Here is a 2,879-nt window from a genome sequence, read left to right as displayed (position 1 = left end):
GAAGTGGAACGTGCCTGGGGACCTGTACCTCTCCGGGCTGGGTCTTACCCAACTACCGCCAATGGGGGTGGTAGGTGGGAACTTCTTCTGCCACTACAACCAGCTGACCTCGCTGGCTGGAGCGCCGAAGAAAGTCGGTGGCTACTTCTCCTGCTACAGCAACCGGCTGACCTCGCTGGCTGGAGCGCCGAAGAAAGTCGGTGGCTACTTCTCCTGCAGCTACAACCAGCTCACCTCGCTGGCTGGAGCCCCGAACGAGGTCGGTGGGGGCTTCTACTGCGACGGCAACCAACTCACCTCGCTGGAGGGAGCCCCGAACGAGGTCGGTGAGAGCTTCTCCTGCAGCTACAACCAACTGACTTCGCTGGAGGGGGCGCCGAAGAGGGTCGGTGGTGGCTTCTACTGCAACGGCAACCAGCTCACCTCGCTGGCTGGAGCGCCCGAGAAGGTGGGAGGGAACTTCAACTGCCATAACAACCAGCTCGCCTCGCTGGAGGGAGCGCCGAAGGAGGTCGGTGGGGGCTTCTACTGCTACAGCAACCAGCTTACCTCCCTGAAGGGGGCACCGAAGGAGGTGGGTGGGGGCTTCTGGTGTTACGACAACCCCCTCCCCAGAGGCACCACCTACAAGGGGTGGCTGGCGGGGCAACAAGCACCCCTACCACCTACTACCACTCCCCCAGAAGAAGAGGGCTTCTATTGGGTAAGGGAGGTCGACCGCGCCAACTCCCCCTATGGGGGGCCCTATAAGTACTCGAAACCAAAGATAGTTTTTGTGAGCGCGTCCGACGCAGCCACCAACTGTGGTCAGTACATCCGCAACACCTTTGGCAAGCTGCTTCGGCTCGAACCCTCCCAGAAGCAAATCGACTACCTGTTCCTCGGAAAGAAGTTGGTACCTCCGGAGTACTAAATGAGTCTTAGACAAGTAAGGGCGGCTACCAGTAGGCTTGAGTGGAAAGACCATCCTCCTCAGGAAGAGGGATACTACTGGTGTAGGATTGATGGTAGGGAGGTGGAACTGGCTTATGTTTTTGGGGCGCCGCCAAAAATGCAGACCAGGGTACGAACCATTTCCCCGAAGTATCTCCAGTACTTGCGAAGTCTGGAGTACCACCATACCAAACTGAACGTCCCACCGGACTGGCAGTTCTATAAGGAGGAAACCGATGAGCGGTCTTGAAGTTGATGGGTGGTCCTTCACCCCCACCGAAGGAAGACGGGTACTATTGGGTGTATTCTCTCCACACAGGCCCAAGCCCGCTGCCTGTGTTCGCCGAGGTCGCTATGTTTGGCACACTTTTGAAGATGAGCCTACGCTCAACCTCCTCGCCACCGGGCCCGAAATCGACCTATCCAACTACGAAGTGGAGCAGGAGTTTCTTTTTCATTCGATGAAACTGGAACAACCCAGCCACTCGAAAAAGGGTGAGGGGGTCGGCGATGGCACCTAACCCCACGAAACAAAAGGAATGGCGGGCCCGACTACTCCAGGGGAGGCTGCTGGAGTATATCCTGCCTGGGATGCCTGAAGTTGGCCTCATCACCCAGGCAGGGGAAACGGTTTGTCGAGGATTCACCCGAGTCGTGATAGGCGACCGGGGTCCCTACCTGGAGTTCTCCCGGGAGCAAGCCCTCCTCGACAGGTTCTCCGTCCCCAAGAACCAGCAGTACAGGCTCACTCCCGCCTGGAAAGACAAGGTCTACTACGTCGAGTACCGCACCCCCAGTGGCGTGATGATTTATGAGCAACTCCGCACAGTTAGTTACGCTAACTACAAAGTGGGGATGTTCTACGTCTCGCCCTGGGATGTGGAGTTGGTGCTCGTCTCGAAGGCGAAAACAACTCACACGCCCGTCATCCTCTCGATTGTCAACGGGCCCAAACCAGAGGAACACCGTTAGGAGGAGCTATGAGTAGGTTTTGCCGCTGGTTGGACGTATTCGGGCTCGTATTCTGGAGCCTCTGTATGTGCCTGCTCCTGGGGTTCATCTCCTACGGTGCCTTTCGGTACTTCGAGAAGAAGCAACTGGACAAGTGTCTCATCTCTTGCGACCTGTCCTATCCCTCCTCACCTGCTGGTAGGGAACTGTGCCAAATGAGGTGCCCGCGACCAAAAAAGTAGGGGAGATTCGGCCTCGAATCGCGGCCTCGGGGAGGTGCCGTTTTTTGGGAGAGGGCGCGCTCTTTGCCGGGCATCCTCTGAAAATTGTCGGTGGGGGAGTACCACTTGTGGCCGACAAATGAGGGAAACTTTTGGCGCCAAATTTCTCGATTCGCGCCACTGTGTGCATCTATATAAGGATAAAGCGCAACGATTGTGCGGACTTGCTCGCTTCCACACGCACAGGATTCGCACCTGCTCGACCACCCACTAATATCGCAGCGCACCGCACGCGTGGAGTAAGAAATGAAGAAAGCCCTCCTAATCCTTACCTTTTCCTGCCGCAGGCAGTGCGAAGGGTGCTGTAATACCTACGAGGAGGTGATGAAACACGCCCTGCGTCAGCCAGCCTTTCACTTCGCACGTGTCCACACTTTGGGAATAACTCTCAGGGGGTGAGGGCATCTCCTGTCAACAAACAGTCTGTAGGTCCTGCTTCCTATGTGTCAGGAGAGGCAGCACAGTAGAGGCACCCTCAACCTACCTGGTGCTCTTGCCCCCAGGCTACCTCCTGAATCCCACCTCCAGCACTATCAGTGTCCACGCGGCCCTCGATATCACAGGAGAACTTCAATGACACCGATGGAAATCGCGGTCCAACGCATCAAGCAGGCTGGCGGTAAGCTGGTCAAGGGGAAGTGGAACGTGCCTGGGGACCTGTACCTCTCCGGGCTGGGTCTTACCCAACTACCGCCAATGGGGGTGGTAGGTGGG

General features: G+C 57.2%; 3 protein-coding genes. All 3 read left to right on the top strand.

Annotated elements, in window-relative coordinates:
- Window positions 1-913: hypothetical protein (locus KKA81_16655; GenBank protein ID MBU2652557.1), on the top strand; the 913-nt coding region annotated here is incomplete at its 5' end.
- 256 nt (window positions 914-1,169) lie between these two features.
- Window positions 1,170-1,454, top strand: coding sequence for a hypothetical protein (locus tag KKA81_16650; protein ID MBU2652556.1), 285 nt, complete (start codon window positions 1,170-1,172; stop codon window positions 1,452-1,454).
- Window positions 1,455-1,524: 70 nt separating this feature from the next.
- Window positions 1,525-1,905 carry a hypothetical protein gene (locus tag KKA81_16645; protein MBU2652555.1) on the top strand — a complete coding sequence of 127 codons (381 nt, stop codon included), beginning with the start codon at window positions 1,525-1,527 and terminating at the stop codon, window positions 1,903-1,905.
- Window positions 1,906-2,879: the final 974 nt, after the last annotated feature.

It is taken from the genome of Bacteroidota bacterium (assembly GCA_018831055.1).
In the GTDB taxonomy this organism is placed as follows: Bacteria; Bacteroidota; Bacteroidia; order Bacteroidales; family B18-G4; genus M55B132.
The sequence above is the reverse complement of the archived record's forward strand: the minus strand, read 5'-3'. Positions and strand labels throughout refer to the sequence as shown.

Coding starts and splice junctions, on each gene's coding strand:
- KKA81_16650 (MBU2652556.1), top strand. CDS start 1,170: ATGAGCGGTCTTGAAGTTGATGGGTGGTCCTTCACCCCCACCGAAGGA.
- KKA81_16645 (MBU2652555.1), top strand. CDS start 1,525: ATGCCTGAAGTTGGCCTCATCACCCAGGCAGGGGAAACGGTTTGTCGA.